Here is a 26,620-nt window from a genome sequence, read left to right as displayed (position 1 = left end):
AGGCGTAGGATGACGGGTATCGGGTCGGTCGGGCTCAGGCTCTGCGCGGCGCTTGCGCTTCTGGCGTCCGGCGCGGGGCCGGGGCACGCCCGTGAGGTCGTCAGGCTGGAGAACAACCAGTACCGCGCCGGCACCATCCTGATCCGCAACGCCGAGCGGAAGCTCTATTACATCCTCAACGACGGCGCCGCCTATCGCTACCCCGTCGCGGTCGGCAAGCGCGGCAAGCAATGGCTCGGCTCGGCCTATATCAAGGGCAAGTATGTCGCCCCGGCCTGGTCGCCCCCCGCCGACGTGAAGCGCGACAAGCCTTTCCTTCCGGACGTCATTCCCGGCGGCTCGCCCCGGAACCCGATGGGTCCGCGCGCCCTGGTGCTGGACCGGGACCAGTACGCTATCCACGGCACCAACCGGCCAGGCTCGATCGGGACCTTCGCGTCCTACGGCTGCATCCGCATGCGCAACGCCGACATCGTGGACCTGTATGAGCGTGTCCGCGTCGGCGACAAGGTCGTCGTCGTGCCGTGAGATCAGCGGCAGACGTCGAGCCGGCCCATGTCGAGGTGGAAATGGTCCCGATGCGCGGCGTTCCAGTCGGGCGACAGCACCCCGGCCATGACGCCGCAGGCCCCGCTCCGCGCGTCCCGCAGGAACGCCGCCTTGGGAGTGTCGCGGCTCCAGTCCGACGCGACCGAGACCAGGTTTCCGTCTGACAGCTCGAACGCCGCGACGTCGAGCGCGTTTCCGGTCGCGTGCTGCGACCTCCGTCCCGGCCGCCCCGCGATGTCTCGGCACGAATAGGCGCCGAGATGCCGCAAGCCGACCACGCGCGCGCCGAGCCTCGCCTGCGCGGCGGGCTGGAGGACGTGCCGTTCCCAGCTCACGACGGCCGCCGCGAGCGGACAGCTCATGACCGGCAGTTTCGAGAGAGCGCCTCCGGAGAGCGTCACGCCGTCGCTGTAGCCGCAGCTGTTGGCGAGCCGCCGTTCCGGCGCGCGGCGGACCGCGACCTGCGAACGACGGAGCACGGCCACGCACCCTTCCGGGTCGCCCTTCAGGGCGCGCAGTCGCCACTGCGTCAGGAAGCCGGGCGGCTCGCGAAGATCGAGCGGCGCATAGTGGTCCAGGTCCGACAGCACGATCCCCGCGGCGATGGCGGCGATCACGACGACGCCGGCGAGCAGCCGGCTCAGAAGGCGGCCCAGGATCGGCGGCGCAGACCGACCTGCGGGCGGATCAGGCTCAGAAATCGCTCGTCAGCCCCTTCCGCTCCCAGTCCCCGTAGCGGACGGGGTCCGGGCCGGCCGGGCCCGCGATCTCGGCTTTGCGAGCGAGTTCGGCCTCGGCCTGCTCATAGGAGCGCCGGCGCTCCGCCGCCTCGGCGAGCGCCCGGGCGGCGGCCTCGCTGACGGGCTTTCGTGGCTCCTCGACCATGCGCGTCGTTCCCGATAATCAGCGCCCGTCCCCACGCTGTAGCGAAGCGGGCCTTCCGCCCACATATATGCGCTGAAACCGCACGTCACGCTGCCAGGAGGCGAAGGCTCAGATGAACTACTTCCGCACGGCCATTCTGCTCGCCGGATTGACCGCGTTGTTCATGGGGGTGGGCTTCCTGATCGGCGGCAAGGGCGGCATGCTGCTGGCGCTTGGCGTCGCGGTCGCCACCAACGCCTTCACCTACTGGAACGGCGACAAGCTGGTCTTGTCGATGCACGGGGCCCAGGAGGTCGACGAGCGGACCGCGCCGGAGTTCTACGCGCTGGTGCGCGAGCTCGCGCAACGCGCCAACCTGCCGATGCCGCGCGTCTACATAATGCACGAGGACCAGCCGAACGCCTTCGCGACCGGCCGCAACCCTCAGAACGCCGCTGTCGCGGCCACGACCGGACTGCTCAACTCGCTCACCCGCGAGGAGGTCGCCGGCGTGATGGCGCATGAGCTCGCCCATGTGAAGAACCACGACACGCTGATCATGACGATCACGGCCACCATCGCGGGCGCGATCTCCATGCTCGCGAATTTCGGGTTCTTCTTCTCGGGCAACCGGGATAACAACGCGCCCTTCGGCGTGTTCGGCACGATCGCGATGATGATCCTCGCCCCCATTGCGGCGATGGTGGTCCAGATGGCGATCAGCCGTTCGCGTGAATACGCGGCGGACCGCGGCGGCGCCGAAATCTGCGGCCGTCCGGAATGGCTGGCCTCGGCGCTCGCCAAGATCGCGGGAGGGGCCGCCCGGATCCCCAATCCGGCCGCGGAACACAATCCCGCCACGGCGCATATGTTCATTATCAATCCCCTCTCAGGCGAGCGCATGGACAATCTGTTCTCCACCCACCCGGCCACCGAGAACCGCATCGCGGCGCTGATGGAGTTCGCGCGCCGGACGGGCGGCGGCGGCGGCCCGCGCGGCTTTGCGCCGGCGCCGGGACGGGGAGCCCATGGTCCGTGGAGCTCGACGGGAACGCGCGGCGGTCCGTGGGGTTGAACCGTCCGCCTCAGGGCAGGTCCTTCGGCGGCCGGCGCTTCCAGAACGGTCCCGGCCGATCGCAGCCTGAGGTCCCGGGCCTTGCGACGCGCCGCGTCGCGGCCCGGCTCGTCGACGGCGTGCTGTCCCGCACCCGCTCGCTCGACGCCTCGCTCGAGATCGAGCACGACCCGTGCGGCTTCCGCGCGCTCGACGAACGCGACCGCGCGCTCGCGCGCGCCATCGCGGGCGTCACCCTGCGGCGCCTCGGAACGCTGCGGACGCTGGTGGCCGGCAAACTCGAGAAGGGCCTGCCCAAGAAGGGCGGCCTGCTCGAGGCGATCCTGGTGACCGGCGCCGCGCAGGCGCTCTACATGCAGGTGCCGGCACACACCGCCGTCGATCTCGCCGTCGCCACGGCGCGCGCCGATCCGGACGCCCGCCACTTCGCGGGCCTCGCCAATGCGGTGCTGCGCGGGATCGTCGCCGACGGCGCGCCGCCGGAGACGCCCGGCGCGGACGTGCCGGGCTGGCTCTATGCGCGCTGGACGCGCACCTACGGGCCGGAGGCGGCGGCGCGCATCGCCGAAAGCGTCGGGGCCGAACCCGCGCTCGACCTCTCCGTGAAGGCTGGGCCGGAGCAATGGGCCACGCGCCTCGGCGGCGTGGCCCTGCCGACCGGCACGGTCCGGCTCGTGGCGAGCGGTCTCGTCTCGGCGCTCGAGGGATTCTCCGAGGGCGCCTGGTGGGTCCAGGACGCGGCCGCCGCCCTGCCCGCGCGCCTGCTGGGCGACATCGAGGGCCTCAGGGTCATCGATCTCTGCGCGGCGCCGGGCGGCAAGACCGCGCAGCTCGCCGCCGCGGGCGCCGAGGTCGTGGCGGTCGACAAGTCCGCCGAACGCCTGATGCGGCTGTCGCAGAACCTGGCGAGGCTCGGCCTGTCGGCCGCGACCACGGTGGCGGACGCCGCCACGCTGTCGGCGGAACCCGCCGACGCGGTCCTGCTCGACGCGCCCTGCAGCGCGACCGGCACCACCCGCCGCCATCCGGACGTCGGCTGGCTGAAGCGCGAGAGCGACATCGCCGGGCTGGCGCGCGTCCAGGCGCAGCTGCTGGACTCCGCGGTCCGGCTGGTGAAGCCGGGCGGACTGCTGGTCTATTGCGTCTGCTCGCTCGAGCCGGAGGAGGGCGAGCGTCAGATCGACGCCCTGCTGGCGCGCAATCCTCGCGTTCGCGTCGTGCCGGCGCGCCCGGAGGAACTGCCCGGCGTGGAAGAGGCGATCGATCCGAGCGGATACGTGCGGACGCTGCCGTTCCATTTCCCGCATGAAGACCGCCGCCTCGCCGGCTGCGACGGCTTCTTCGCGGCGCGGCTGCGGGTTGGCTGACGCCCGCGAATCGCGACAGTCGCGGCGTCATGTGCGAGACTCCTGCGGGTGGCGCCGAGGCGTCGGCATCGGACCGGAGAGCGATGGGGTTGGCGGCGCTCGGCGAAAAGGCGCGACTCGCCGGCATCGTCTTGACCATCTGGGCGCGCGGCGTCTGGCGGCGGCTGGCCGCGCTCGCGGGTCTGCCGCGTGAGGTCGCCCATCGCACGCCCGACAAGCTTCTCATCGCTCCGCACGATCTCAGGACCACCGACCCGACCCGCGCCGCCGAAATCTACGCCGGGACGTTCGCGCTCGCCGGCCGGGTTCTGGAGACGAAAGGCGGCTCGCCCTTCCTGGCCGCGCCCCCCTCCGAGGAGTGGGCCGACGCGCTGCACGGCTTCGCCTGGTTGCGTCACCTGCGGGCGGCCGACACGACGCTCGCGCGCGCCAACGGGCGGGCGCTCGTCAATGAGTGGATCGGCCTGCGGGGCGGGCCGGCGCAGAGCGCGCACAAGCCGGAAGTGGCCGCGCGACGGCTGATCTCGTGGTTCTGCCACGCCCCGCTCATCCTGGATGGGGCGGACCGCGCCTTCTACCGGCGCTTCCTCAGGAGCGCGACCCGCCAGACGCGACGCCTGGAGCGCATGTTCCACCAGACGCCTGACGGCCTGCCCCGGCTGACCGCCGCCGCGGCGCTCGCCTATGCGGGCCTTTGTCTTTCCGGCGAGGCCCGCCTGCTCCGCACGGCGTCCAAGCGGCTTTCGCAGGAGCTCGAGCGGCAGATCCTGCCCGACGGCGGGCATGTCAGTCGCAATCCGGCGGCGCTCGTCGGCGCGCTGCTGGACCTGCTGCCGCTCCGTCAGGCCTTCACGGCGCGCAACGCGTCGCCGCCGCAGACGCTTCTCAGCGCGATCGACCGGATGATGCCGATGCTGCGGTTCTTCCGGCATGGCGACGGCGAATTCGCGCAGTTCAACGGCGCGGGGCCGACCTCGTTCGATCTGATCGCCACCGCCCTCGCCTATGACGACGCCCGCGGCGCTCCGGTGGAGGACGCGCAGTATTCGGGTTACCAGCGGCTCGCGGCCGCCGATGGCCTCGTCATCATGGACGCCGGCCCGCCGCCGCCGTTCGACGTCTCCCAGCAGGCCCACGCGGGATGCCTGTCGTTCGAGTTCTCTTCCGGCGAAGAGCGCGTCATCGTGAACTGCGGCTCCCCGCGCTTTCAGGGCGGCGACTGGTTCGCGGCCGGACGCGCGACCGCCGCGCACTCGACCGCGACGGTCGGAGAGGTGTCGTCCTGCCGGTTCACCTCGGCGGGACTGCGGCGCGTTTCGGGCGCGCGGGTGCTGGCCGGGCCCTCGGCGGCGTCGGCGCGCAGGGAGCGCAGCGGCGACCGGATCGGCGTCGTCGCCAGCCATGACGGCTACGCCACGCGGTTCGGCGTTGTGCACGAGCGCTCGCTCTGGCTGGCGCAGGACGGCCTGAGCCTCACCGGCGAAGACGTGTTCCGCCGCGTGGAGGGCTCCCGCTCGCAGAGCGACCCCGCCGTGGCTCTCCGTTTTCACCTGCACCCAAGCGTCCGCGCCACGCTCAGGGACGACGGCTTTGGGGCCCTGCTGGCCTTGCCGAGCGGCGCGACCTGGATGTTCTCGACGGCCGATGCGGCCGTCTCGCTCGAGGAGAGCGTCTATCTGTCGGACGCCCGGGGGCCGCGCCGCTCCGAACAGCTCGTGATCCGCGCCAGCGCGCGCACGACGCCGAGGATCGCCTGGTCCCTGGAGGTCGTGGACGAGGCGGCCTATGGTCGCTCCGCTCGGCTGCCGGCGGCCTCGACCCTGTTCGGTCCGCCGCCCCGGACGGCCTGAGCGTTCGTCAGCGTCGCGCGTTCGGCTCTTCAGCTCTGCGGCCCGAGATGCTACCGGCAGGTCCCCCTCGCCCGGAACCGACCCATGTCTGATCGCCCCATCGCCCGCGCGCTGCTTTCCGTTTCGGACAAGACCGGACTTCTGGAGTTCGCCCAGGCGCTCCACGCGCGCGGCGTCGCCCTGGTGTCGACCGGCGGGACCGCTCGGGCGCTGAGCGAGGCCGGCCTGCCGGTTGAGGACGTGTCGACCCTGACCGGCTTCCCGGAGATGATGGACGGCCGCGTCAAGACGCTGCATCCGAAGGTCCATGGCGGCCTTCTGGCGATCCGTGACGACGCCGGACATCAGCGTTCGATGCAGGAGCACGGCATCGCGGCCATCGATCTCCTCGTGGTCAACCTGTACCCGTTCGAGGCGACGCTCGCCCGCGCGGCGCCGTTCGACGAGATGATCGAGAACATCGACGTCGGAGGTCCGGCGATGATCCGGGGCGCCGCCAAGAACCACGCGGACGTCACCGTCGTGGTCGAGCCGTCGGATTACGATCCGGTGCTGGCCGCGATGGAGGCCAACGCGGGCGCGACGACGGCGGAGCTGCGCCGCCGGCTCGCCGCCAAGGCGTTCTCGCGCACGGCCGCCTATGACGCGGCGATCGGAACCTGGCTGTCGCGCGAGGTCGGCGAAGACGCGCCGGCGTTCCGGGCGCTCGGCGGCTCGCTCGCCCAGACGCTGCGCTACGGCGAGAACCCGCACCAGAGCGCCGCGTTCTACCGCACGGCCGAGGCGCGCCCCGGGGTGGCGACCGCGGTGCAGGCGCAGGGCAAGGAGCTTTCCTACAACAACATCAACGACACCGACGCCGCCTACGAGCTCGTCGGCGAGTTCGACCCGCGGCGGACCGCGGCCTGCGTGATCGTCAAGCACGCCAATCCCTGCGGCGCCGCCGAGGCCCCGAGCCTCGCCGAGGCCTATGAGCGCGCGCTCGCCTGCGATCCGGTCTCGGCGTTCGGCGGCATCGTGGCGTTCAACCGGAAGCTGGACGCGGCCGCCGCGCGGGAGATCGTCAAGATCTTCACCGAGGTGATCGTCGCGCCCGACGCCGACGACGAGGCCAAGGCCATCATCGCCGGCAAGAAGAACCTTCGCCTTCTGTTGGCTGGCGGCCTGCCCGATCCGCGCGCGCCCGGCCTCTCGATCCGGACCGTGGCGGGCGGCTTCCTGGCGCAGACGCGCGACTCGAGCGTCGTCGACGACCTCGATCTCAAGGTGGCGACGAAGCGCGCGCCCACCGAGCAGGAGCTTTCGGACCTGCGGTTCGCCTTCCGGGTGGCGAAGCACGTCAAGTCGAACGCGATCGTCTACGCGCGCGACGGCGCCACGGTCGGGATCGGGGCCGGCCAGATGAGCCGCGTCGACAGCGCGCGCATCGCCGCCCACAAGGCGCGCGAGGCGGCCGAAGCGGCCGGACTGTCGCGCTCCGGGACGGAAGGGTCGGTCGTGGCGTCGGACGCCTTCTTCCCGTTCGCGGACGGTCTGGACGCCGCGATCGAAGCCGGCGCCACCGCGGTCATCCAGCCCGGCGGCTCCATGCGGGACGCGGAGGTGATCGCACGCGCCGACGAGGCGGGGCTTGCGATGGTGTTCACCGGGGTGCGGCACTTCCGCCACTGAACGGCGCCGCCCCGGCTCCATTCACGCCGAGTTCAACATACGGATTCGCCCTGACCTGACTCAGCGCCCCGCTCGTGCTATCGCACGATGAGCGGGGAGTACCCCCGCACCCTTGTTGCTGCATCTTCGGGGTCCCGCACATATGGCGTCCGTCGTCTCCGTCCTCCGCGCCGGCGCGTTGCTCGGCTGCCTTGCCCTGACCGCGTCGGGCGCGATCGGCGAGCCGTTGCGCGCCCCCTGCCGGGTTGCGGACGAATATCTCGCCCTCAACGGCAGGCTCGACCGCGCCGCCTCCCATCTGAAGGACAGCGACGGCTTCAAGATCCTCGTGATCGGCTCCTCGTCGACCGCCGGCGTGGGCGCCACCTCGCCCGGCAAGGCGTACACGGCGCGGCTGCAGCAGGAGCTCGCGCAACGCCTGCCGGGCGTCAGCGTCACCGTGGTGGCGCGTGGCGTCGGCGGCGAGACCGCGGTGGGGGCCGAGGCGCGACTGTCGCGCGAGATTTCGTCGACGAAGCCCGATCTGGTGGTCTGGCAGATCGGCACCAACGACGCGGCGCGGCGGATCGATCTCGCCACCTTCCGCCGCGTGGCCGCGGAGGGCCTCAAGGCGATCTCTGGGAGCGGCGTCGACGTGGCGATGCTCGACCCGCAGTTCGTCCCGCAGGATGAAGCGAACTACGAGCCCTATGTCGACGTGCTGGAATCGCTGGCCGAGGCGAACGGGATCCCGCTCGCCCGCCGCTACGACGCCATGCGCGCGATGGCCAAGGCCGGCGGCGCCGCGATGCTCTCGCGCGATCGCCTGCACATGAACGACGTCGGCCATGCGTGCGTCGGCGCCTTCCTGGCGGAAGCCCTCGATCGCAAGCTCGCCCCGCCGCCTCCGGCCGTCGCCGAGGCCGGGCGCCAGTCCTGAGGACTTATCCGATCGGATCTGACGGTCTAGCCTGCTCCGGCGCGCGTCCCGCGGAGGAGAAGGTCTCATGCTCGTCACGACCACGCATTCGGTCGAAGGCCGCCGAATCCTCGAATATCAGGGTCTGGTGACCGGCGAGGCGATCCTCGGCGCCAACATCTTCCGCGATCTGTTCGCCGCCGTCCGGGACATCGTGGGCGGCCGCTCGGGCGCCTATGAACGCGAGCTCAAGAGCGCGCGCGACATCGCGATCGACGAGATGGTCGCGGAGGCCCGCGCCCGCGGCGCGAACGCCGTCATCGGCGTGGATCTCGACTATGAGACCGTGGGACGCGAAGGCTCCATGCTGATGGTGACGGTGTCCGGGACGGCCGTGCTGCTCGACTGAAGCGGCTCGCCCCGGCTCAACCGCTTGTTCGCCCGAGGTCCTGCATCAGTCCTGCGGCCACAGAGAGCCGGCCGAGCGTGAGCCCCGGATCGGCGATCTCGGCCACCGTCCGCCGGACCCGGCCGGCGTCCCCGGCCTTCTTGAGCCAAGCCTCGACCGCCGAGCGTCCGTCCGCCTCTGGCGCGGCCGACAACGCCGCGATCGCGGCGTTGCGCGCGGCGACGCCGATCTGATCCAGCGCCTGGTCGATGGCGAGCCTCTCGTAATAGTCGGCCGCCGTGATCGCCTGGGCGCTGCGCACCAGCCGGCTGAGCCCGAACAGGTCCGCGACCGCGAACAGGGCCGCGCCCGCGACGTCGGTGGAGCGTCCCGTGCGGTCGGCGATCAGCACAGCGTCGGTGGCGCCTTCGAGGGCGAGAAGGGCGGAGAACCGCTGCGCCAGCGGTTCGGGCAGCCCGGATCGAAGCAGCTCCTCTGCGCGCGCGGAACGTCGTCTGGCCGCCTCCGGGCTGAGGGTCTGATCGAGACCGGCAGCCACGGCGTCGACCCCGCGCTGGAAGCGGCTGGCGAGCAGTTCAAGGTCCTCCTCGAGATCGACGTTCCGCAGGAACCAGCCCATCCGATGGAGCAGCAGCTCCTGCAGGCCGGCGTAGAGCCCGAGCTGCAGGTCTCCCGAGATCTTTGCGTCCAGGGCGTCGATCTGCGCGTGGACCTCCTCCATCCGGAACGCCTCGCGAGCGACCGCGAAGGCCGTCGCGGCGCGGGCCGCGCTGGCGCCGGTCTGGTCGGCGAGGCGAACCAGGATGGCCGGGCCGCCCCGGTTGACCATCGCGTTGGCGACCGCGGTGGCGAGTATCTCGCGGCGAAGACGGTGCCCGGAAATCTCTTCCGCGAACCGCTCCCGCATCGGCGCCGGGAAGTAACTGAAGAGCTCGCCGGCGAAGTACGGAGCGTCCGGGATGTCGGAGGCCAGAATGTCGTCGTAGAGCGCGATCTTCGACCATGCGAGCAGCACGGCGAGCTCCGGCCGCGTGAGCCCCTCGCCCCCGCGGGCGCGCTCGGCGAGCGCGGCGTCGTCAGGCAGGTTCTCGACGGCCCGGTCGAGAAGGCCGCGGGACTCGAGGCTGCGCATCAGCCGGGCGTGGAAGCCCGCGTCAGCCGCCGCCGAGCGCTGCGCGAGCGAGAGGGCGAGCGTCTGGTCGTAATTGTTGCGCAGGACGAGCCGCGCGACCTCGTCGGTCATCTCGCCGAGCAGCCGGTTTCGCTCCTCCATGCGCAGTGCGCCGCTGCGGACGGGGTCCGCGAGCGCGATCTTCAGGTTCACCTCCACGTCCGAGGTGTTCACGCCGGCCGAGTTGTCGATCGCGTCGGTGTTCAGCCGGACGCCCCGCCGAGCGGCCTCGATCCGGCCGCGCTGGGTGACGCCCAGATTGGCGCCCTCCCCGATCACCTTCGCCCGGACGTCCGCCGCGGCGATCCGGATGGCGTCGTTGCCGCGATCGCCGACCGAGTCGTCCGTTTCGTCCGAGGCGCGCACATAGGCGCCGACGCCGCCGAACCACAGGAGATCGGCGGGGGCCCGCAAGATGGCGCTCATCACCTGGCGTGGGGTGGCCGAGGCGCTGTCGAAGCCGAGCGCGGCCTGCGCCTCGGGCGACAGCCGGATCGACTTCAGGGCGCGCGAGAACACGCCGCCGCCGGCCGAGATCTTCTGCGCGTCGTAGTCCGCCCAGCTCGAGCGCGGCAGGCCGAACAGCCGACGCCGCTCTTCCAGCGAGACGGCCGGATCCGGGTTCGGGTCGATGAAGATGTCGCGATGGTCGAAGGCTGCGATCAGCTTGATCGCCGGGGACAGCAGCATGCCGTTGCCGAACACGTCGCCGGACATGTCCCCCACGCCGACCACCGTGAACGGCGTGGTCTGGATGTCGACGTCCATCTCGCGGAAGTGCCGCTTCACCGCCTCCCAGGCGCCGCGCGCGGTGATCCCCATACGTTTGTGGTCGTATCCGGCCGAGCCGCCCGAGGCGAAGGCGTCGCCGAGCCAGTAGCCGCGACGCTCCGCGATCTCGTTCGCCGTATCCGAGAACGCCGCCGTGCCCTTGTCGGCCGCGACCACCAGATAGGGATCGTCGCCGTCATGCCGGACGAGCTCCGCCGGCGGCGCGGCGCGCCCGTCCCGCAGGTCGTCGGTGACGTCCAGCAAGGCGTTGATGAACAGCCGGTAGGCCTCGGTTCCCTCGGCGAGCCAGGCCTCGCGCGGTCCCGCCGGCAGCCGCTTGGGAACGAAGCCGCCCTTGGCGCCGACCGGCACGATCACCGCGTTCTTCACCTGCTGCGCCTTCACGAGCCCGAGGATTTCGGTCCGGAAGTCCTGCGGCCGGTCGGACCAGCGCAGGCCGCCCCGCGCGACCTTGCCGAAGCGCAGATGAACCCCTTCGACGCGCGGCGAGCACACCCAGATGTCGTAGAGCGGGCGCGGCGCCGGCAGGTCCTCGATCCTGCGGCTCTCGAACTTGAACGCGAAGGTTTCCCGGGGGACGCCCTCACGGTCGCCCTGGAAGAAGTTCGTGCGCACCATCGCGCGGACGAGGTTCAGGAAGCGTCGGAGGATGCTGTCCTCATCGAGGCTGTCCACCTCCTCCAGCGCCGCTTCGATCTCGGCGGTGAGGGCGGCTTCGCGGGCCTGATCGCTCGCGCCCGGAGCGGGATCGAAGCGCGCGCGAAACAGCGCCACGAGCTTCGTGGCGATCGCCGAATGCTTCACCAGCGTGCGCCACATGTAGTCCTGGTCGTATGGCGCGCGGGCCTGCCGCAGATAGCGCGACAAGGCGCGCATCAGGGCGACTTCCCGCCATGCGAGCTCGCCCTCCAGCGCGAGCGCGTTGTAGCCGTCGCTCTCCGCCTCGCCGCGCAGGACTGCGATCAGCAGCGACTCCAGCCGCGCGTCGAGTTCGGGCGTGAGATCGACGACGCCGCCGGCGGCCCGCTCCAGCGTCATGTCATGCAGCCAGACGCGGGCGCCTCCGGCCGGAGCGATCTCGAAGGTCCGCTCCTCGATCACGCGAAATCCCATGTCCTCGAGCATCGGGACCCGGCGCGACAGGGGCACGGCGTGCGCGCGGGAGAAGACCTTCAGGTTCAGCCGCGCCTTCGGCTCGTCGTCGCGCGCGTAGAAATCGACCGCGAAGGGGCGGGCCTCGTCGAGACGTTCGATCTGCTCGACATCGGTGACCGCCTCGCGCGGCGTCACACGCGCCTCGTAGGCAGGGCCGAACGCGTCGCCGTAGCGCTGCGCCAGGGATCGGGCGACCGCGCCCGGACGGGTCGCGGCCAGCTCCAGCCGGAGCCCGTCTCCCCATGTCCGGACGATCGCGCCGAGTTCCGCGTCGAGCGCCGCGGGATCGACCTGCTTTGGCGCGGCGTCCGTTCCGATGATGAAATGCACGCGCGCGAGCGGCCCCTCGGGGAAGCTCGGGCTATAGGCCGAGACGCGGCCCCCGAGACGTTCGGCCAGATGCGCCCCCAGCTTCGCGCGGACCTCTGAATCGTAGCGCTCGCGCGGCACGTAGACGAGCGCCGAGACGAACCGCTGGAACCGGTCCGGCCGCAGCAGCGCCTTCACCCGCGGCCGCCCGTAAAGCGCCAGAACCTCCATGGCCGCGGCGAACAGCGAGCCCACTTCGGCCTGGAACAACTCCTCGCGCGGATAGGTCTCGAGCAGGTTCGCGAGCGCCCGTCCGGAATGGCTCTCGGCGTCGAAGCCGGCGCGGCGGATGACCTCCGCGATCTTGCGCCGGATCAGCGGCGTCTCCCGCGCGGGACGCATCAGGGCCGAGCCCGTGAACAGGCCGAGGACGCGCAATTCTCCCGTGAGCCTGCCGTCCGCGTCGAAACGCTTCGCGCCCACATAATCCATATAGAGCCGCCGGAAGACCCGTGACTTCACGCTCGCCTTGGTGACGATCAGCGGCTTCGGCTCGTGCAGGAAGGCGCGGATCTCCGGCGTCATCACCACCAGTTCGCCGCGCTTCTTGAGCACGCGCATCTGCGGGTCGCGCAGCAGGCCGAGGCCGGTGTCCGGCACGGGATCCAGGCGCTCGTCCTCCCCCGCGCCGGTCAGGGCATATTCCCGCACGCCGAGGAAGACGAAGTCATCCTGCGTCAGCCATTCGAGGAACTGCACGGCTTCCGCGATCTCGTCGGCCGGCAGCGGCGGCGGCGCCTCGCGGAACGCCGCGACCGCGGAGCGCGCCGCGGCGAGCATCGGCGCGTAGTCATCCGCCGCGCTCCGGACCTCGCCGAGCACGCCGTCGAGCGACTCCACGAGCGCCCGGCGCTCGTCGGCGTCGTCGATGCGGTCGAGGTGAAGGTGGATCAGGCTCTCGCGCGGCGCGTTCTCGAACTCGGCGCGGTCGGCGTCTCCGCCGAAGGCGGCCAGCGTCCCATCCGGGCGGCGCGTGACCGCCAAGATCGGATGGACCACGAACCGGACCGGCAGCCGCCGATCCGCGAGTTCGGCCAGCACGCTGTCGAGCAGAAACGGCATGTCGTCATTGACGATCTCGAGCGCCGTGATCTCGCCGACGCCCGGAAGATCATGGTCCGTCAGGCGGACGTCGTGCGCGCGTGGGCGCCTCCTGCCGAGATGCTCCCACGCCGCGCCGGCGAGGCGCGCGAGCGCGTCAGGGGTGAAGGGGGCGAGATCCTCGGCGGAGGCGTGGCCGAACATCGCGTCCGCGAAGCCGGCCGGCGACGCGGCGCCGAGCAGGGACCCGGCCTCGTTCAGAAGCGCCGCGCGCTGGTCTCCGGCCTCGTCCATCGCTTCCTCTCCGCCGCACGCGGGCCGCACGCGGTCAGGTGCTCTGTTCTTGGGCTCGAAACGGCTCCGAACACCCCGCCGCGGCGGCGTTCAGCACGTCGTGAGGCGTCCAGCCGGCGGCCCGGAGCGACCGCAGCGAAGGAGAGCCCCTCGTCTTGGCGAGCTTGTGGCCGTCCGGCGCGATGAGGAGCGGGTGGTGGCGGTAGACCGGCGTCGGCAGGCCGAGCAGCCGCTGCAGCAAACGATGAACCGAGGTCGCCTCGAACAGATCCTGTCCTCGGACGACATGCGTCACGCCTTGCAGGGCGTCGTCCACCGTCACCGCGAGATGGTAGCTCGTCGGCGTGTCCTTGCGGGCGAGCACGACATCGCCCCAGAGCTCCGGACGGGCCACGACCGTCCCCCGCTCCCCGTTCGGACCCACGCCCTCCTCCGGCCAGCTCAGACGTTCGCCGGCGAGTTCGGCCAGCGCCTTGCGCATGTCGAGCCGCAGCGCGAACGGCGCCTCGGCGTCCGCCGCCGTCGCGTCCCCGACCGGCAGGCGGGGAGAGCCGTCCGGGTCCCGCGGCCAGCGAACGCCGCGCGCGGCTTCGGCCCGGGCGACCGCGGCCGCGATGTCGGACCGGGTGAGCCGGCAGCGGTAGACCAGCCCGCGTCGGTCGAGTTGCTCAAGGGCGCGCAGATAGTCGTCGAGATGCTCCGACTGCCGACGCGGCGCCCCCTCCCAGCGGAAGCCGAGCCAGGCGAGGTCCTCCTCGATGGCTTCTGCGAATTCGGGCCTGGAGCGCACCGGATCAATATCCTCGATGCGCAGCAGCACGCGCCCGCCCGCGGCCTCCGCCGCGCGCCATACGCACGACGCCGAGAGGGCGTGGCCGAGGTGCAGATGCCCGGTCGGCGACGGCGCGAAGCGGAACACCGGCCGCCCCTCTCCAGGGAGCGGCGCCGAGCCTCCCTCCTCCCTCCGATCCCGCGATGCCGGTTCCTGCATCTGTCCTTTCCCGCTAGCGTGGCAGCGGTGGGCCCTCTCCGCATTCTTGGCAAGCCTGAGCTCGCGGCGGCGCTCGACGCGCTCTGCGCGCTCGATCCCGAGATGGCGCGCCTGCGCGCGGTCGCGGGGGAGCCGCCGCTGCGCGCGCTGGACCCCGGCCTCGCCGGACTGGTCTGGCTCGTCAACTCGCAAATGATATCGGTGACCGCCGCGCGAGCCATTCACGGCCGGATCGAAGCCGCGCTCGGGGCGCTCGATCACGCCCGGCTTTCGCAGGCTCCCGACGAGCTGTTCCGCGCCGCCGGCGTCTCGCGCGGCAAGCTCCGGACGATACGAGCGCTGTGCGCGGCGGTCGACGGCGGGCTCGACATCGCTGGCCTCGCCGAACGCGACGAGCAGGAGGCGCGCGCGACGCTCACCGCCATTCCGGGCATCGGCCCGTGGACGGCCGACGTGTTCCTGCTTTTCGCCCACGGCCGCGCCGATGCGTTTCCGGCCGGAGACGTCGCGTTGCGGGCGGCCCTCAAGGAGGCGTTCGGCCTGCCTGCGCGTCCCGGCGTCGCCGAGGCCGAACGCATCGCCGAACGCTGGCGGCCGCTGCGCGGAGTGGCGGCCCAACTGCTCTGGGCTTATTACCGCGCCATGCGCGGCGGCCTTGATGCGGTCTCCGCGCCGAGCCGAGCCGCGACCGTGAGAGAGACCCTATGAGCCAGCAGATCGACGGCCCCCGCCTTGCGCCCGCCTCCGGGGTCGCGAAATCGCTCGTCGTTTTCCTCCACGGCTATGGGGCGGACGGAAACGATCTGATCGCGATCGGCCGGGAATGGGCCCGGTCGCTGCCCGACGCCGCCTTCGTCGCGCCGCATGCGCCCGAGCGCTGCATGGCCTCGCCCGCCGGGCGCCAGTGGTTCCCGCTGACCTTCCGCGATCCGGACGAGCGGCGGCGCGGCGTCATCGCCGCCCGGCCCGGCCTGGACGCCTTCCTCGACGCGGAGCTCGCGCGCCATGGCCTCGGCGGCGACCGGCTCGCCCTGGTGGGCTTCAGCCAAGGGACCATGATGGCGCTGCATGTCGGCCTGAGGCGCGCCACGCCTCCCGCCGCGATCCTCGGCTATTCGGGGATGCTGGTCGCGCCGGAGGTCCTGCAGTCCGAGGCGACGGGCAAGCCGCCGATCCTTCTCGTCCACGGCGAGCGCGACGACGTCATCCCGGTCGACGCCCTGTTCGCCGCGACGGACGCGCTGGGAGCGGCCGAAATTCCGGCCGAGTGGCACCTTTCGCCGGGCGTCGGCCACGGCATCGACCCGGAGGGTCTGCGTCAGGGCGGCGCCTTCCTGGCGAGCGCCCTGAAACCCCGAAGAACAAGCCTTCGCGCGGCTTCACAAGGCTGACGCACCACATATAGGATGCTCTCCGAGCGCGGGCCTGCGCCCGCGCGCGCTTAGGGAGTGCGTGGTGACGGTCGCCGTCTCGCCTGATGCGTGCCCGGCCTTGGTTCTCAATGCGGACTACCGTCCGCTCAGCTACTATCCGTTGTCGCTGTGGGCGTGGCAGGACGCCATCAAGGCGATCTTCCTCGACCGGGTGAACGTCCTGTCCCGTTACGACCGCACGGTGCACAGCCCATCCTTCGAGATGAGGCTGCCCTCGGTCGTCTGCCTGAAGACCTACGTCAAACCGTCGCGAAATCCGGCCTTCACGCGGTTCAATGTGTTCTTGCGCGACCGCTTCTCCTGCCAGTATTGCGGCGCGCGCGACGACCTGACCTTCGACCATGTGATCCCGCGCTCACGCGGCGGCCAGACCACCTGGGAGAACGTCGTCGCCGCCTGCTCCCCCTGCAATTTGCGGAAGGGCGGCCAGATGCCGGACGATTGCGGCATGCGGCCGACCCAGGAGCCGTTCCAGCCGTCCGTGCACGACCTGCACCGCAACGGCCGCGCCTTCCCGCCGAACTATCTGCACGACAGCTGGCTCGACTATCTCTACTGGGATTCCGAGCTGGAGCCCTGAGTAAACGGCGGACCCTCTCGCCAGTCACGCCGCCCGGTCCATCAACAACACGTTACCGCAGAGCTGTTCTGCACTGCAGACAGACCTCCCCGAAAGCGTTGCCGATTAGCAACGCCGACGGCGCCGCCACTATTTCGCGCTTTTTTAAACGTGTAGACGCCTCTATTTCAGCCGATCGGCACTGCGTCCACCGACGGTTGGACGCCTCTGAAGTTCACACGGCGACCATCATGACACTCCTTTCCTGGTCCACGTTACGTGGGTCCGTCCGATGCTGTGCGTTGCTCTGCGGCGCGCTGGCGCTCTCCGCCTGCGCATCGTCCGGCCCCCGCACTGTGGCGGGCCCTGTCCACGACCCGGCGACGCTCGCCCGGTACGGTCCCGCGCCGGACGAGCGCTTTCCCCTGCCGGCCACCGACATCTCGAAGGTCGACCCCAGGTGGCTGCGCCAGCAGGTCCCCTACGACACGCAGGAGCGGCCCGGCACCATCGTGATCGATACCCGCGCCCGGTACCTGTACCTGGTGCAGGAGAACGGCATGGCGCTGCGTTACGGCATCGGCGTCGGCAAGGCCGGGCTCGAATTCGCCGGGGCCGCGCGCGTCGGCCGGAAGGCCGAGTGGCCGCGCTGGACTCCGACGCGGGACATGATCGCCCGCGAGCCGGAGCGCTACGGCCCGGTCGCTGACGGCGTGCCGCCCGGCCTGGAGAATCCGCTCGGACCCCGCGCGCTCTACCTGTTCCAGGGGAACCGGGACACGCTGTTCCGGATCCACGGCACGTCGGAGCCCTGGTCCATCGGCAAGGCGGTGTCGAGCGGCTGCATCCGGCTGTTCAACCAGGACATCATCGATCTCTACGCCCGGGTGCCGAAGGACACGCCCGTGGTCGTGCTGCAGGACGGCGCCGACCTGCCGACGGCGGACGCCGGCTTGCCGCCTAGGACGTGGTCGGACGCCTGAGCGCGTAGAGGGCGAGAGCCGCAAGGCCGGCTGCGATCAGCGCATTGTAGCCGGCCAGCGAGAGGCCGAGCAGCCGCCACGCGGCCCTGTCGCACGGCACCAGCCGGGCGCCGCTCATCTGCTTGAGCAGATCGCTCGCGGAGGTCGGCGCGGCGTTCGCCCCGGCGCAGCTCGCCGGCCCTGGCCAGAAGCCCCACTCGACGCCGGCGTGATAGCCGCCCAGCGCCGCGCCGCCCAGGAACAGCAGGGCCGTGGCCGCAAGCAGCAGGCGCATCGCGCCGGTAGCGCCGGCGAGCCCGAGAAGCCCGGCGGCGAGCGCCAGCGGGGCCCCGACGTAATAGGGCCAGCGCTGCCAGAGGCAAAGCATGCACGGCACGTAGCCGAAGCCGTGCTGGAACACGAGCGCCGCCCCGACCGTGAGGGCGGCGGCGGCGGCGATCACGAAGGCCAGGATCGCGGCTGGGCGGTTGCGCGTCATCGGGCCGGTATGGCCGATCTCGCGCGGCCTGTCGCGTGGGCCGACCGCCGCCACGCCGTCACACCACGTATTTGACCAGCACGAAGCCGCCGACCACGAAGGCGAGCAGCAGGATCGTCGCGACCTCGAGGCGCTTCTCGATGAACTCCCGCACCGGCTCGCCGTAGCGCTTGAGCAGCCAGGCGACCGCGAGGAATCGCAGCGTCCGCGAGATGATCGTCAGCACCACGAACAGGAAGACGTTGTAGCCCGCGAAGCCGGAGACGATCGTCACGAGCTTGTAGGGGATCGGCGTCAGCCCCTTGAGCAGGATGATCCACAGCCCGTACTCGGCGTAGGCGTGCCGGAACGCCTCCATCTTGTCGCCGTAGCCGTACAGATTGATGATCCACAGGCCGACGCTGTCATAGAGCAGCGCGCCGATCGCGTAGCCGAGCAGGCCGCCGAGCGTGGAGGCGACCCCGCACAGGATCGCGTAGTAATAGGCCCTGTCCGGACGTGCGATCGTCATCGGGACGAGCAGGACGTCGGGGGGCAGCGGGAAGAACGAGCTCTCGGTGAAGGCGACCCAGAACAGGGCCCTGTCGGCCTTCGGGCCCGCCGCCAGCGAAAGCGTCCACTCGTAAAGGCGTCTCAGCATTCCCGACCCTTCGCTGAGACGCGGAGCGCGCCCCGTAGCGTCCCGATTCAACCGGCCTTCGCGCGTGCGAACCTACCTCAGGCGCCGAAGCCTATGAGGGCTTTGCGCGCGTGGCGCAAGTCGTGAGTTTCTTCAGCGCGGCGCTTCAGCGGCGGTGTCAGTGAACCTCGCCGCGAACCGGCCGTTGACGCCGAGGCCGGCCCCCTGTCCGGCGAAGGGAGGAGGATTGATGACCCGAGACGAGCTCGAAGCGCTCTACCGGCGCTACATCGCGTGCCTGAACGAACGCCGGCTGGACGAGGCCGAGAGCTTCTACTGGGATGAGTTGCTGTACAATGGGGAGCGCATGAGCAGGGCGGAGTGGCGCGCCCGGGCGATCGAGGACAGCTTCGCCGCGATGCCCGATCTTCAGTGGAGCGTCGAGAAGCTCGTCATCGAAGAGGACTTCGTCGCTGCGCGATTGCGCGACACCGCAACGCTGACGCGGGAGTGGCAGGGCCTCCGGCCGACAGGGAGGCGCGCCGCCTTCGGCGAGAACGTTTTCTACCGGTTTCGGGACGGCAGGATCGACGAGGTGTGGTCGATCGCCGACGTCGTCGCACTCGCGTCGCCCGATCCGGCCTAGCCATCTGGCGCCCCCGCCCGAGGTGGGTTACAGGAGCCGGACGCCTGCGGGCGTCCTGCACGACTGGCAGCGCCGCGGGCGTGGCGGAACTGGTAGACGCAGCGGACTCAAAATCCGCCGTCCTCACGGATATGTCGGTTCGAGTCCGACCGCCCGCACCATCGCTTTCCCATCATCGCCGAAGCCTGACGTGAGTTGCGGGCTATCTCCGCCCGCGCGCGGCAAGGATCGCGTCCGCCGCCGCGAGGCCCGTGCGCAGGGCGCCGTGCGCCGTCGAATAGTCGCGCGGCGAGCAGGCCTCGCCGGCGAAGAACAGCCGATCGTCCACCGAGGCGGCGAGGATTTCGCGCTTCCCCGCCATGCCGGGCGAGGCGAAGGAGTAGGAGCCGCGCGCATAGGGGTCGGCGCCCCAGGAATGGCTCGCGACCGGCCGAAGGCGACCCGCGAAGCCGGCGCCGAACAGTCCCGTCAGCTCCTGCCGCGCGAAGTCGAAGAAGGCGGCCGACCCGCCCCGCTCCAGATCGGCCGCGAGCGCTCCGCCGAAATAGCCCTCGATCACGGAGCGCCCGAGCGGCCGGAAATGATAGGATCCCGTCGCGACGCGGTCCGTTCGCCCGAACGCGCGGCTGTCGATCTCGAACTCCTCCGCGCCTTCGAGCGCCATGTAGAGCTTGTCGGCGAGCCCGAGCGGCAAGCCGCGCGCGGCCTCGCTTTTCTCCGGCAGAGCGGGCCGGAACGTCACGGCCTCCTGCGCCAGCAGGTCCGTCGGCAGCGTGACGACGGCGCGTTCGGCCGAGATCTCGCCCTGCGGCGTCGTGAGCCGGATGCGCCTGCCGCTGTGGTCGATCTCGCTCACGGGACATTCCAGCGCAAGCGGCACGCCGTCCGCGTGCCGCGCGATGACGGCGCCGTAGCCTGCGCCCAGGCGCCAGTTCACGCCGGTGTCCCGATAGGCCGCGAGATCGCGGGCGGAGACGCGCTGCAGTTCAGCGCCGCTCACATAGGTGCTGACTGCGTCGAGAAGGCCGTTCCACCGGTTTCCTGGCTCAAGGCAGGCGGAGGCCGGCCGGTCGGGCGAGCCAGATGCGGCTTCCCCCAGGCGCTCGTGAAACCTCTCGCTGGCCGCCCGGAAGTCCGCCTGCTGCTCCGCCGGAAAGCCGGCTGCCAGCGCCGCCTTGCTCCAGGGCGCGGCCGAGCGCTCGACGGCACGCCCCTGCCGCTCCGCGATCGCGGTCCAGGGATTCTCGTCGCCCGAATGCAGCCAGCCGCAGCCGAGGTCCAGCGGACCGACGACCGGATGGGGCTCGGTGAAGCTGCGGCCGCCGAGGCGGGCGCGGGCCTCGATCAGCAGGACGTCGACGCCCGCCTCATGCAGACGCCGAGCGGCCCCGATTCCCGCGGCGCCGGCGCCCACGACCGCGACTTCGACTTCCGCCTTGCTCATGGATCACGCCACGTCCGCGCCGCCTGTGAGGACGCGCCGCGTTCTGGCGCCTCGAAGGTGCGCCCGCAAGCTCCGGCCCCTCGCCGCCGTCAGCGGGGACGGCGGCGAAAGACGGACGTTCCATGCGGATCCGCCCCGGCCAGCGAAGACGTCGCGCGATCGGAAGCGGCGACTCTGCGATGCGACTGCTGCGCCGCACCGCTTCTGCTCAAATAAATATCGCATTGCACATAAACAGAGCGCTTGACGCCCGCAAATTAGGCGGTCACCTTTTCCTGAAAAGAGCGAAATTTTCTTCGCAAGAACATGGGGAGGAACGCCATGCGCGACCATCAGGCGCGTGTCGAAGCGATGTACAGGCGGGACAAGCTTGCGGCCTATGTCTCCGTCACGACCGTCTGGGCGGTCTACGCCTTCACGTTCTGGCGGATGTCCGATCAGTTCGCAGCCAGCGGCGTGACGCTGCTGATGCTGATCCTCGGCGGTCTTGTGCTGCTGCTCAACACCGCGGCCGTCTGGGCGTTGATCCGCCATTACAAGGAAGACAAGGCCGCGATCTACGGCACCGACATCTACTACCTGGACCGCATCGTAGCGGACCGGAGGCTGGCCCGATGAGGAAGCAGCCTTACGAGCCGCCGGCGCAGTCGGTCTTCGGGCAGATCGTCGACGCCTTCATCATGCTCGCGCTGGTGCTGGTCACGCTCTACGTGCCGCTCCTGCTGAAGCTCGCCGGCGGCGGGACCACGACCAGCACGTTCGACAATCCCACCTGGGAGACGCTCGGCCAGAACGCCACCATGGCGACCCAGTGGGAGAAGCTCGGCTTCGATCCGACCTCCGCCGCGGCGATCATCGGCGTGAAGTTCGACTACGCGTTCTCCTGGATCGGCTTCGCGGTCACGGCCGCCGTCATCCTCGTCTACTTCGTCGGCATGCTGCGCTGGTCCGACAAGGAATATCGCGAGGTCATCGCCGAACGCTTCGACGACGACCGCCCGTCGGCCTGATCCGCCTGAAGTCACAAGCCATACCGAGGAGGCCGAGATGATATCGGCGATGAACATCTGCGCCTGGTCGGCCGCGGCCGCGCTCGCGCTCTGGATGCTCTGGGACATGATCAAGACGAACCGAGCCTATTCCGAGGAGTATCTGACCTCCTCGGCGGAGGGTGAGATCATCGACGCCGAGATCGGCGAGATCACGGCGAGGCAGTGATGGTGGACCTCGCTCACCCCGCGACTCCGGCCGCCGCCGCTGCGGCCGCCCCGTCCGCCACCCCGTCGCGCGTCGCGCTGAAGCGCGTCCTCGGGCCGGCCCATGTCTGGGGGCTCGGCGTCGGCATCGTTCTTGTCGGCGAGTTCATGGGCTGGAACTTCGCCGTCGGAAAGGGAGGCGCGATCGCCGCGCTCACCGCCTGCTGGCTCGCAGGCATCCTCTACACCTGCGTCGCGATGATCGACTCCGAGGTGACCTCGACTGTCGCCGCCGCGGGCGGCCAGTACGCGCAGGCGAAGCACATCATCGGCCCGCTCGCCGCCTTCAACGTCGGCCTCTACCTCGTCATGGCCTACACGATGCTTGAGGTCTCGAACGCGATCGTCACGGGCGATCTCATCGAAGCCTTCGCGCACAACATGGGCCTGGTCGGAGATCTCGACAAACGCGCCTTCATGGTGCTGACGATCGTCTTCCTGGCGTGGCTCAACTACCGCGGCGTGCTCGCCACCCTCACGGTGAACTACGTCATCACCGCCATCGCCTTCGCGGCCATCCTGACGTTGTTCGCCTATGTCCGCCCCTGGGCGCCCGGGGAGGTCACGAAGCATTCGGATCTTCTGACCGGACTTCCCTATGGCGGCCTCGGCATCCTGGCCGCGATGCATTTCGGCCTTTGGTTCTATCTGGGCATCGAGGGGACGACCCAGGCCGCCGAAGAGGTCCGCTCGCCGGCCCGCTCGCTGCCGCTCGGCACGCTCACCGGGATCATGACCCTGCTGATCGCCGCCACCCTGACCTGGTACATCGGCACAGGCCTGATGCCCTGGGAATATCTCGGGCAGGCGATCACGCCGCTCTACGACGCCGGCCGCCTCACCGGCAGCGCGCCGCTCGAGGTGTTCCTGTTCGTCGGCACCCTGTTCGCGACGCTCGCCTCCGCCAATGGCTGCATCAACGACGCCTCGCGCGCCTGGTTCGCCATGGGCCGCGACCGCTACATGCCGGTGTGGTTCGGAGGGGTGCATCCGAAGTATCGGACGCCGTTCCGCTCGATCGTGTTCTTCGTGCCGATCGCGATCCTGTTCGCAGTGTCGACCCCGCTCGACCAGACGATCACCTTCTCGATCCTTTCCGGCCTGCTTGGCTATACGATCATGGCGATCGCGGTGATCATCTTCCGTCGCAAATGGCCGCTCGGGTCGATCAACCGCGGATACGTCCACCCGCTCCATCCGCTTCCGGCGATCCTGCTTCTGACCTTGTGCGCCGTGACCTACTTCGCGGTGTTCCTCGGCTACGGCACGCAGCTGCTCGCGATGATGAGCTTCTACATCCTGGCGTCGGCCTGGTTCGTCGTTCACCGCTACAAGTACTGCCGGCGGGGCGAGCAGTTCACGATGGCCTGGCCGAAGCCCCGCGGATACTGAGGCGGCGATGCTCGGAACCGCCGTTCTGGCGACGATCTCCGCGGCGGCGCTCGCCGCCGCGGGGCTCCGTCTGCGCAAGGCCGCGCGCGCCGAACAGAGCGGGCGCCGCGAGATCCTCGTGGACTGCCTGCCCCTGCTCGACGGCGCCGTCCTCAACCCCGACCCGTCCGGCTACGATGTCCTGCGCGGCCGCTATCGCGGCTTCGAGGCGGCGCTTCGGCCGGTGGCGGAGCAACTCGCCTTCCGTCGTCTTCCGCAACTCTGGCTGATCGCCTCGGTCCGCCTTCCGACCGGCGCGGAGGCGACCCTCGATGTTCTCCGACGCCCCACCGGCGCCGAATTCTTCGCTCTGGGCCCCAGCCTCCCTGAGGGTTTTCGGCCGCCCGCGTCGTGGCCCCAGGATTCGAGCGTCCGCGGCTCCCGTGGCGCAGAGGCGCTGCTCCCCGCGCTGGCCGGGCCGCTGGCCCCGATGCTCGCCGACGATCTCACCAAGGAAGTCTCCGTGACGCCCGCCGGCGCCCGGGTCGTGCGCCGGCTCCGGCAGGGCGAGCGAGGCGCTTATCTGCTGTTCCGGGACTCGCGGTTCGAAAACGCCCGCGCCGAGCCCGCCGAGGCGGCCCGGGCGCTCGACCTCGCGATCTCGGCCGCGCTCGCGGTCATGGAGTCCCGACAGTCAAAGGAACACGCCGATGACGCTTCGCGCGCCGCCTGATCCGCGGCTGGTTCTGCTTGTCGCCGCCATCCTGCCGGGGATGGGACATGTCATGATCGGACGCGCGGCGCGTGGGCTCGGCTTTGCGCTCTTCACCTTCGTGCTCGGCTGGCTGACGACGAAGTTCGCCGCCCCGGACGCCGGCATGATCGGCCGGCACGCTGGCGGATTTCTCGTCTGGGCGCTGTCCCTCCCGGACGCCTACAGAAGCGCCCGGACCGACGCTGTCCGGGCGAAAATGTGAGCGGAGGAAGCCTTTAGCGTCGCCGACGCACAGCAAGATTTTTCCCCACGGGAAAAACTTTTGACACGGATCAAATCTGCGTCATGATCCCATTCTGGGTCGCGCAGGTGGTGGATGAAGTCTTTCCTCTTCCAGGCTGACGGAGCGCTTCGGCGTCGGACGGGTCTGCGTTTGCAGAGATCGCCGAGGAGGAAGTCGGTTCCCTGTCGTTCCCATCGAACAGTGACACGCATACTCCGGAAATGACGCTGGTCCTCGCAGAGGCGACTTGCGCGGATCGGCGGCCCGGAGCGGCCGGCGCCGGCTGACGGCGCGCACTTCAGGGGCACGGGGAACGATCCATGACGATAGCAATGACTGAGACGCCGGTCTCAGCCGCCGACACGCATCAGCTGCGGCGAAGCATTTCCTGGACTGGCGCGTTCTGGGTGGCGAGCGGCGTGCCGCCGCTCGTGCTGTTCTCGATCGGCGGCATCGCGGGCACCACCGGCACGCCCGCTTTCGCGATCTGGGCGGCCTCGATGATGATGGGCTTCCTGCAGTCCTTCGTATACGCCGAGATCGCCGGCCTGTTCCCGAACAAGTCCGGCGGCGCCTCGATCTACGGCGCGGCCGCCTGGGTGCGCTACGCCAAGCCGATCGCGCCGCTCTCGGTCTGGTGCAACTGGTTCGCCTGGTCGCCGGTGCTCTCGCTCGGCTGTTCGATCGCCGCCGGCTACATCCTGACCGCCATCGCTCCGGTCACGCCGGGCCTCGCCGGATGGACGCTGTTCTCCGGCGCGCTCGGTCCGGTGTCGTTCTCGCTGAACTCGGCCTTCTTCATCGGCGCCGCCTTGATGCTCGGCACTTTCGCGGTCCAGCATCGCGGCATCCTGGGCACCGCGCGCGTGCAGCGGATCGTCGGCGTGCTGGTGCTGGTGCCGCTCATCATCGTGGGCGTCGCGCCGCTCCTGCAGCACGGCGTCAACTGGGCGAACTTCCAGCCCTTCGTGCCGATCGCCGAAGCCTACAAGCCCGAGCCGGGCGCGTGGAACATCCCGGGCTGGACGCTCGTGCTCGGCGGCATGTTCATCGCCGCCTGGTCGACCTACGGCTTCGAGACCGCGATCTGCTACACGAGCGAATTCAAGGATCCGGCCCGCGACACCTTCAAGGCGATCTTCTTCTCGGGCCTGCTCTGCATCGCGATCTTCGTGATCGTGCCCTTCACCTTCCAGAGCGAGCTCGGCCTGACGGGCATGCTCGAGACGCCGATCGTCGACGGCTCCGGCGTCGCGGCGGCGCTCGCCCACATGGTCGGCGGCGGCCCGATCATCGAGAACGCCCTGGTCATGCTGATGATCCTGGCGCTCATGCTGTGCCTGATGACCGCCATGGCGGGCTCCTCGCGCACGCTGTACCAGGGCTCGGTCGACGGCTGGCTCCCCCGCTACCTGTCTTACGTCAACCATCATGGCGCGCCCACCAACGCCATGTGGACGGACCTCGGCGTCAACCTGCTCCTGCTCGCGATCGCCTGCGCGGACGCCACGTCGTTCTTCTTCATCCTCGCGGTGTCGAACTGCGGCTACATCATCTTCAACTTCCTGAACCTGAACTCGGGATGGATCCACCGCATCGACAGCGGCCACATCCCGCGGCCCTACAAGGCGCCCGCGTTCATCATCGGACTCGGCGCCGTGTTCGCCTTCGTCAACGCCATCTTCATGGGGGCCGGCGCGAAGGTCTGGAACCCGATGGCGCTGTGGGCGGGCCTGATCACGGCCGCCATGATCATCCCGGTGTTCTTCTACCGGCATTATGTGCAGGACAAGGGCAAGTTCCCGCAGCAGATGCTTGACGATCTTCAGATCGGGTCGGAGGGCCTCAACGCCTCCCGCAGGGCGGGCATGCTGCCCTACCTCACGCTCCTGGCGGGCGTCGCGGTGGTCCTGATCGCGAACGCCGTCTTCCAACTCTGACGATCAGTCCCGGCCCCGGCGCGAATGCGCCGGGGCCTTTTCTTTGTCCAGCCCAGAGCCTCCGTTCATGCAGCTTTCCGAGATAAAGAGCCGTCCGGTTTATGGCGGGTTGCGGGTTGACGGTTCTGCGCGGCGTCATCTTGTGGCTGCGGAGGGCGAGGGGGCTGTGGCGGTGATCGAGGCGTTCGGCGGGGCGTCGGAGGCGCTTGGCCGGACCGCGATCCTGTACTGCCCGGCGGGGTCGGCGGGCCGCGACCATGCGGCGGCGCTGCGCGAGCTCGGGGCGGACGCCCTTCATGTGATGCCGTCGGCGCCGACGCTGCTGTTCCGCCTGAACGCGATGCTCGACGTCGCCACGATGGGGACACGGCTCTACGCGGCGGGCCGCGAGGGCTTC

26 protein-coding genes, 1 tRNA gene and 1 pseudogene are annotated in these 26,620 nt (G+C 70.3%); 21 read left to right on the top strand and 7 right to left on the bottom strand.

The window, feature by feature from the left end:
- The first annotated feature begins 9 nt into the window (after positions 1 to 9).
- The gene (locus tag GGR24_RS12565) at positions 10 to 528 is read left to right on the top strand and encodes a L,D-transpeptidase (RefSeq protein WP_183395726.1); all 519 of its coding nucleotides are present in this window, start codon (positions 10 to 12) and stop codon (positions 526 to 528) included.
- Positions 529 to 530: 2 nt separating this feature from the next.
- On the opposite strand, the gene GGR24_RS12560 is transcribed toward GGR24_RS12565, so the two are convergent.
- Positions 531 to 1,166, bottom strand: coding sequence for an extensin family protein (locus GGR24_RS12560; RefSeq protein WP_183395725.1), 636 nt, complete (start codon positions 1,164 to 1,166; stop codon positions 531 to 533).
- 76 nt (positions 1,167 to 1,242) lie between these two features.
- Complete coding sequence (locus GGR24_RS12555) at positions 1,243 to 1,434, bottom strand: DUF1674 domain-containing protein (protein ID WP_183395724.1); 192 nt, start codon at positions 1,432 to 1,434, stop codon at positions 1,243 to 1,245.
- 112 nt (positions 1,435 to 1,546) lie between these two features.
- Between GGR24_RS12555 and htpX the strand changes: the two genes are divergently transcribed.
- From htpX to GGR24_RS12525, 6 genes are all read left to right on the top strand, one after another.
- Positions 1,547 to 2,488: a zinc metalloprotease HtpX gene (gene htpX / locus GGR24_RS12550; RefSeq protein WP_183395723.1), complete on the top strand. Its 942-nt coding sequence runs from the start codon at positions 1,547 to 1,549 to the stop codon at positions 2,486 to 2,488.
- Positions 2,485 to 3,855 (top strand): RsmB/NOP family class I SAM-dependent RNA methyltransferase, encoded by a 1,371-nt coding sequence (locus GGR24_RS12545; protein WP_183395722.1) that lies wholly within the window; start codon positions 2,485 to 2,487, stop codon positions 3,853 to 3,855. The genes htpX and GGR24_RS12545 overlap by 4 nt, the downstream gene beginning before the upstream one ends.
- Positions 3,856 to 3,938: 83 nt before the next feature.
- Positions 3,939 to 5,705, top strand: a complete 1,767-nt coding sequence (locus GGR24_RS12540; protein ID WP_183395721.1) for a heparinase II/III family protein — start codon at positions 3,939 to 3,941, stop codon at positions 5,703 to 5,705.
- 84 nt (positions 5,706 to 5,789) lie between these two features.
- A complete protein-coding gene (gene purH / locus GGR24_RS12535; RefSeq protein ID WP_183395720.1) occupies positions 5,790 to 7,376 on the top strand; it encodes a bifunctional phosphoribosylaminoimidazolecarboxamide formyltransferase/IMP cyclohydrolase in 1,587 nt (528 codons plus the stop codon).
- Positions 7,377 to 7,518: 142 nt separating this feature from the next.
- Positions 7,519 to 8,295, top strand: a complete 777-nt coding sequence (locus tag GGR24_RS12530) for an SGNH/GDSL hydrolase family protein (protein ID WP_183395719.1) — start codon at positions 7,519 to 7,521, stop codon at positions 8,293 to 8,295.
- Positions 8,296 to 8,362: 67 nt separating this feature from the next.
- Positions 8,363 to 8,683, top strand: a complete 321-nt coding sequence (locus tag GGR24_RS12525) for a heavy metal-binding domain-containing protein (RefSeq protein ID WP_183395718.1) — start codon at positions 8,363 to 8,365, stop codon at positions 8,681 to 8,683.
- 16 nt (positions 8,684 to 8,699) lie between these two features.
- Here GGR24_RS12525 and GGR24_RS12520 read toward each other — a convergent pair whose 3' ends face one another.
- Both GGR24_RS12520 and gluQRS read right to left on the bottom strand, forming a co-directional pair.
- The gene (locus GGR24_RS12520) at positions 8,700 to 13,505 is read right to left on the bottom strand and encodes an NAD-glutamate dehydrogenase (RefSeq protein ID WP_183395717.1); all 4,806 of its coding nucleotides are present in this window, start codon (positions 13,503 to 13,505) and stop codon (positions 8,700 to 8,702) included.
- 34 nt (positions 13,506 to 13,539) lie between these two features.
- Positions 13,540 to 14,424 carry a tRNA glutamyl-Q(34) synthetase GluQRS gene (gene gluQRS / locus GGR24_RS12515; protein WP_343066250.1) on the bottom strand — a complete coding sequence of 295 codons (885 nt, stop codon included), beginning with the start codon at positions 14,422 to 14,424 and terminating at the stop codon, positions 13,540 to 13,542.
- A 99-nt stretch (positions 14,425 to 14,523) separates the two neighbouring features.
- Here gluQRS and GGR24_RS12510 point away from each other — a divergent pair, with 99 nt between their 5' ends.
- The 4 genes from GGR24_RS12510 to GGR24_RS12495 all read left to right on the top strand — a co-directional run bounded on the left by GGR24_RS12510 (position 14,524) and on the right by GGR24_RS12495 (position 17,471).
- Complete coding sequence (locus GGR24_RS12510) at positions 14,524 to 15,204, top strand: DNA-3-methyladenine glycosylase 2 family protein (protein WP_183395715.1); 681 nt, start codon at positions 14,524 to 14,526, stop codon at positions 15,202 to 15,204.
- Positions 15,201 to 15,887: an alpha/beta hydrolase gene (locus tag GGR24_RS12505; RefSeq protein WP_183395714.1), complete on the top strand. Its 687-nt coding sequence runs from the start codon at positions 15,201 to 15,203 to the stop codon at positions 15,885 to 15,887. Before GGR24_RS12510 ends, GGR24_RS12505 begins: the two co-directional genes overlap by 4 nt.
- Positions 15,888 to 15,951: 64 nt before the next feature.
- A complete protein-coding gene (locus tag GGR24_RS12500) occupies positions 15,952 to 16,509 on the top strand; it encodes an HNH endonuclease (RefSeq protein ID WP_183395713.1) in 558 nt (185 codons plus the stop codon).
- A gap of 230 nt (positions 16,510 to 16,739) precedes the next feature.
- Positions 16,740 to 17,471, top strand: a complete 732-nt coding sequence (locus GGR24_RS12495; RefSeq protein WP_183395712.1) for a L,D-transpeptidase — start codon at positions 16,740 to 16,742, stop codon at positions 17,469 to 17,471.
- Here the strand turns inward: GGR24_RS12495 and GGR24_RS12490 are convergent.
- Together GGR24_RS12490 and GGR24_RS12485 are read right to left on the bottom strand one after the other, a co-directional pair.
- Positions 17,449 to 17,949 (bottom strand): disulfide bond formation protein B, encoded by a 501-nt coding sequence (locus GGR24_RS12490; RefSeq protein ID WP_183395711.1) that lies wholly within the window; start codon positions 17,947 to 17,949, stop codon positions 17,449 to 17,451. The two genes, GGR24_RS12495 and GGR24_RS12490, sit on opposite strands and share 23 nt — an antisense overlap.
- Before the next feature lie 58 nt (positions 17,950 to 18,007).
- Positions 18,008 to 18,589 carry a YqaA family protein gene (locus tag GGR24_RS12485; RefSeq protein ID WP_183395710.1) on the bottom strand — a complete coding sequence of 194 codons (582 nt, stop codon included), beginning with the start codon at positions 18,587 to 18,589 and terminating at the stop codon, positions 18,008 to 18,010.
- A gap of 229 nt (positions 18,590 to 18,818) precedes the next feature.
- On the opposite strand from GGR24_RS12485, the gene GGR24_RS12480 reads away from it, so the two are divergent.
- Both GGR24_RS12480 and GGR24_RS12475 read left to right on the top strand, forming a co-directional pair.
- Positions 18,819 to 19,214, top strand: coding sequence for an ester cyclase (locus GGR24_RS12480; protein WP_183395709.1), 396 nt, complete (start codon positions 18,819 to 18,821; stop codon positions 19,212 to 19,214).
- A 74-nt stretch (positions 19,215 to 19,288) separates the two neighbouring features.
- Positions 19,289 to 19,375 (top strand) — tRNA-Leu (locus tag GGR24_RS12475).
- A gap of 41 nt (positions 19,376 to 19,416) precedes the next feature.
- On the opposite strand, the gene GGR24_RS12470 is transcribed toward GGR24_RS12475, so the two are convergent.
- The gene (locus tag GGR24_RS12470) at positions 19,417 to 20,658 is read right to left on the bottom strand and encodes a flavin monoamine oxidase family protein (protein WP_183395708.1); all 1,242 of its coding nucleotides are present in this window, start codon (positions 20,656 to 20,658) and stop codon (positions 19,417 to 19,419) included.
- A 321-nt stretch (positions 20,659 to 20,979) separates the two neighbouring features.
- Here GGR24_RS12470 and GGR24_RS12465 point away from each other — a divergent pair, with 321 nt between their 5' ends.
- The 8 genes and pseudogenes from GGR24_RS12465 to GGR24_RS12430 form a co-directional block, all read left to right on the top strand.
- Positions 20,980 to 21,276 (top strand): hypothetical protein, encoded by a 297-nt coding sequence (locus GGR24_RS12465; RefSeq protein ID WP_183395707.1) that lies wholly within the window; start codon positions 20,980 to 20,982, stop codon positions 21,274 to 21,276.
- Positions 21,273 to 21,668 carry a hypothetical protein gene (locus GGR24_RS12460; protein WP_183395706.1) on the top strand — a complete coding sequence of 132 codons (396 nt, stop codon included), beginning with the start codon at positions 21,273 to 21,275 and terminating at the stop codon, positions 21,666 to 21,668. The genes GGR24_RS12465 and GGR24_RS12460 overlap by 4 nt, the downstream gene beginning before the upstream one ends.
- Positions 21,669 to 21,705: 37 nt before the next feature.
- A complete protein-coding gene (locus GGR24_RS12455; RefSeq protein ID WP_183395705.1) occupies positions 21,706 to 21,876 on the top strand; it encodes a hypothetical protein in 171 nt (56 codons plus the stop codon).
- A complete protein-coding gene (locus GGR24_RS12450) occupies positions 21,876 to 23,306 on the top strand; it encodes an APC family permease (protein WP_183395704.1) in 1,431 nt (476 codons plus the stop codon). The genes GGR24_RS12455 and GGR24_RS12450 overlap by 1 nt, the downstream gene beginning before the upstream one ends.
- Before the next feature lie 7 nt (positions 23,307 to 23,313).
- Positions 23,314 to 24,018 (top strand): hypothetical protein, encoded by a 705-nt coding sequence (locus GGR24_RS12445; protein WP_183395703.1) that lies wholly within the window; start codon positions 23,314 to 23,316, stop codon positions 24,016 to 24,018.
- Complete coding sequence (locus tag GGR24_RS12440; RefSeq protein WP_183395702.1) at positions 23,996 to 24,262, top strand: hypothetical protein; 267 nt, start codon at positions 23,996 to 23,998, stop codon at positions 24,260 to 24,262. Before GGR24_RS12445 ends, GGR24_RS12440 begins: the two co-directional genes overlap by 23 nt.
- A gap of 341 nt (positions 24,263 to 24,603) precedes the next feature.
- Positions 24,604 to 26,223 carry a trimethylamine N-oxide permease gene (locus tag GGR24_RS12435; protein WP_183395701.1) on the top strand — a complete coding sequence of 540 codons (1,620 nt, stop codon included), beginning with the start codon at positions 24,604 to 24,606 and terminating at the stop codon, positions 26,221 to 26,223.
- Positions 26,224 to 26,290: 67 nt separating this feature from the next.
- Positions 26,291 to 26,620, top strand: a pseudogene (locus GGR24_RS12430) (dimethylamine monooxygenase subunit DmmA family protein); the annotation flags it as partial.

This window comes from Hansschlegelia beijingensis (genome assembly GCF_014196425.1).
GTDB lineage: Bacteria > Pseudomonadota > Alphaproteobacteria > Rhizobiales > Methylopilaceae > Methylopila > Methylopila beijingensis.
The sequence above is the reverse complement of the archived record's forward strand: the minus strand, read 5'-3'. Positions and strand labels throughout refer to the sequence as shown.

What these genes read in the sequence shown, in the direction of transcription:
- GGR24_RS12505 (WP_183395714.1), top strand. Translation starts at nt 15,201, where the DNA reads ATGAGCCAGCAGATCGACGGCCCCCGCCTTGCGCCCGCCTCCGGGGTC.
- GGR24_RS12470 (WP_183395708.1), bottom strand. Translation starts at nt 20,658, where the DNA reads ATGAGCAAGGCGGAAGTCGAAGTCGCGGTCGTGGGCGCCGGCGCCGCG.
- GGR24_RS12540 (WP_183395721.1), top strand. Translation starts at nt 3,939, where the DNA reads ATGGGGTTGGCGGCGCTCGGCGAAAAGGCGCGACTCGCCGGCATCGTC.
- htpX (WP_183395723.1), top strand. Translation starts at nt 1,547, where the DNA reads ATGAACTACTTCCGCACGGCCATTCTGCTCGCCGGATTGACCGCGTTG.
- GGR24_RS12525 (WP_183395718.1), top strand. Translation starts at nt 8,363, where the DNA reads ATGCTCGTCACGACCACGCATTCGGTCGAAGGCCGCCGAATCCTCGAA.
- GGR24_RS12555 (WP_183395724.1), bottom strand. Translation starts at nt 1,434, where the DNA reads ATGGTCGAGGAGCCACGAAAGCCCGTCAGCGAGGCCGCCGCCCGGGCG.
- GGR24_RS12490 (WP_183395711.1), bottom strand. Translation starts at nt 17,949, where the DNA reads ATGACGCGCAACCGCCCAGCCGCGATCCTGGCCTTCGTGATCGCCGCC.
- purH (WP_183395720.1), top strand. Translation starts at nt 5,790, where the DNA reads ATGTCTGATCGCCCCATCGCCCGCGCGCTGCTTTCCGTTTCGGACAAG.
- GGR24_RS12480 (WP_183395709.1), top strand. Translation starts at nt 18,819, where the DNA reads ATGACCCGAGACGAGCTCGAAGCGCTCTACCGGCGCTACATCGCGTGC.
- GGR24_RS12440 (WP_183395702.1), top strand. Translation starts at nt 23,996, where the DNA reads ATGACGCTTCGCGCGCCGCCTGATCCGCGGCTGGTTCTGCTTGTCGCC.
- GGR24_RS12565 (WP_183395726.1), top strand. Translation starts at nt 10, where the DNA reads ATGACGGGTATCGGGTCGGTCGGGCTCAGGCTCTGCGCGGCGCTTGCG.
- GGR24_RS12495 (WP_183395712.1), top strand. Translation starts at nt 16,740, where the DNA reads ATGACACTCCTTTCCTGGTCCACGTTACGTGGGTCCGTCCGATGCTGT.
- GGR24_RS12435 (WP_183395701.1), top strand. Translation starts at nt 24,604, where the DNA reads ATGACGATAGCAATGACTGAGACGCCGGTCTCAGCCGCCGACACGCAT.
- GGR24_RS12450 (WP_183395704.1), top strand. Translation starts at nt 21,876, where the DNA reads ATGGTGGACCTCGCTCACCCCGCGACTCCGGCCGCCGCCGCTGCGGCC.
- GGR24_RS12460 (WP_183395706.1), top strand. Translation starts at nt 21,273, where the DNA reads ATGAGGAAGCAGCCTTACGAGCCGCCGGCGCAGTCGGTCTTCGGGCAG.
- GGR24_RS12520 (WP_183395717.1), bottom strand. Translation starts at nt 13,505, where the DNA reads ATGGACGAGGCCGGAGACCAGCGCGCGGCGCTTCTGAACGAGGCCGGG.
- GGR24_RS12445 (WP_183395703.1), top strand. Translation starts at nt 23,314, where the DNA reads ATGCTCGGAACCGCCGTTCTGGCGACGATCTCCGCGGCGGCGCTCGCC.
- GGR24_RS12455 (WP_183395705.1), top strand. Translation starts at nt 21,706, where the DNA reads ATGATATCGGCGATGAACATCTGCGCCTGGTCGGCCGCGGCCGCGCTC.
- GGR24_RS12530 (WP_183395719.1), top strand. Translation starts at nt 7,519, where the DNA reads ATGGCGTCCGTCGTCTCCGTCCTCCGCGCCGGCGCGTTGCTCGGCTGC.
- GGR24_RS12485 (WP_183395710.1), bottom strand. Translation starts at nt 18,589, where the DNA reads ATGCTGAGACGCCTTTACGAGTGGACGCTTTCGCTGGCGGCGGGCCCG.
- GGR24_RS12465 (WP_183395707.1), top strand. Translation starts at nt 20,980, where the DNA reads ATGCGCGACCATCAGGCGCGTGTCGAAGCGATGTACAGGCGGGACAAG.